The sequence below is a fragment of the Streptomyces sp. P5F9 genome, from assembly GCF_057961495.1.
The window spans coordinates 1-1,012 of the sequence record NZ_JBXVPZ010000967.1 but is presented as its reverse complement, the minus strand read 5'-3'; the positions used below and the strand labels follow the sequence as shown (position 1 = coordinate 1,012).

Genomic DNA, 1,012 nt, shown 5'->3' with positions numbered 1-1,012 from the left:
GGGACCGTGCTGACTCCGGGGCAGGTGAAGGAGTGCGTGGGCGCGGGGGCGCGGTTCCTGGTGAGTCCCGGGTGGACCGAGCTGCTGCTGGAGGCGATGCAGGGGGCCGGGGTGCCGTTCCTGCCGGGGGTGTCGACCACGTCCGAGGTTGTCGCGTTGTTGGAGCGCGGGGTGCGGGAGATGAAGTTCTTCCCGGCTCAGGCCTCGGGCGGTACGGCGTATCTCAAGGCGCTGGCTGGGCCGTTGCCGCAGGCGCGGTTCTGTCCTACCGGTGGGATAGGGGTCGACTCCGCGTCCGACTACCTGGCGTTGCCCAACGTCGGGTGTGTGGGCGGGAGTTGGATGATTCCGGCGGATGCGGTGGCCGCGCGGGACTGGGGGCGGATCGAGGTGCTGGCCCGGGAGGCGGCGGCGCTCAGCGTAGGTGGGACGTGTCGTTGAAGAGTCGTACGCTCGCGTTGCCGTCGGCGTAGTACGCCACCGCGGAGATCGAGGCGGCCGAGAGTTCCATGCGGAACAGCGACTCCGGCGGGGCGCCCAGGGCGAGTTGGACGAACGTCTTGATCGGGGTGACGTGGGTGACGAGCAGGACGGTGCGGCCCGCGTAGGCCGCGGTCAGCTTGTCCCGGGTGGCGGCGATTCGGGTTGCCGTGTCCGCGAAACTCTCGCCGCCGCCGGTGGGTTGGGCGGTGGGGTCGGCCAACCAGGTGGTCAGGTCGTCGGGGTAGCGCTCGCGTACCTCGCCGAAGGTGAGGCCTTCCCAGGCGCCGAAGTCCGTTTCGCGCAGGCCCTCTTCGATCGTCACGTCCAGGCCCAGGCGGTCTGCTACGGCTGCGGCGGTTTCCCTGGTGCGGGTGAGGGGGGACGCGATGATGTGCTGGATCGTGCCTCGGGCTGCCAACGCGGTTGCGGCTCGGGTGGCTTGGTCCTGGCCGACGGGTGAGAGGGAGGGGTTGGTGCCGCCGCTGCCTGAGAAACGCTTCTGGGGGGTCAGGGGGGTTTCGCCGTGGCG

At 70.6% G+C, this 1,012-nt stretch carries 2 protein-coding genes; one reads left to right on the top strand and one right to left on the bottom strand.

Annotated features, from left to right (window positions below; translation table 11 throughout):
- On the top strand, positions 1–441 hold a 441-nt coding region (gene eda / locus AC31A1_RS51855; protein WP_489659986.1), incomplete at its 5' end, for a bifunctional 4-hydroxy-2-oxoglutarate aldolase/2-dehydro-3-deoxy-phosphogluconate aldolase.
- Here eda and AC31A1_RS51850 read toward each other — a convergent pair.
- Positions 416–1,012: histidine phosphatase family protein (locus tag AC31A1_RS51850; protein ID WP_489659985.1), on the bottom strand; the 597-nt coding region annotated here is incomplete at its 5' end. The two genes, eda and AC31A1_RS51850, sit on opposite strands and share 26 nt — an antisense overlap.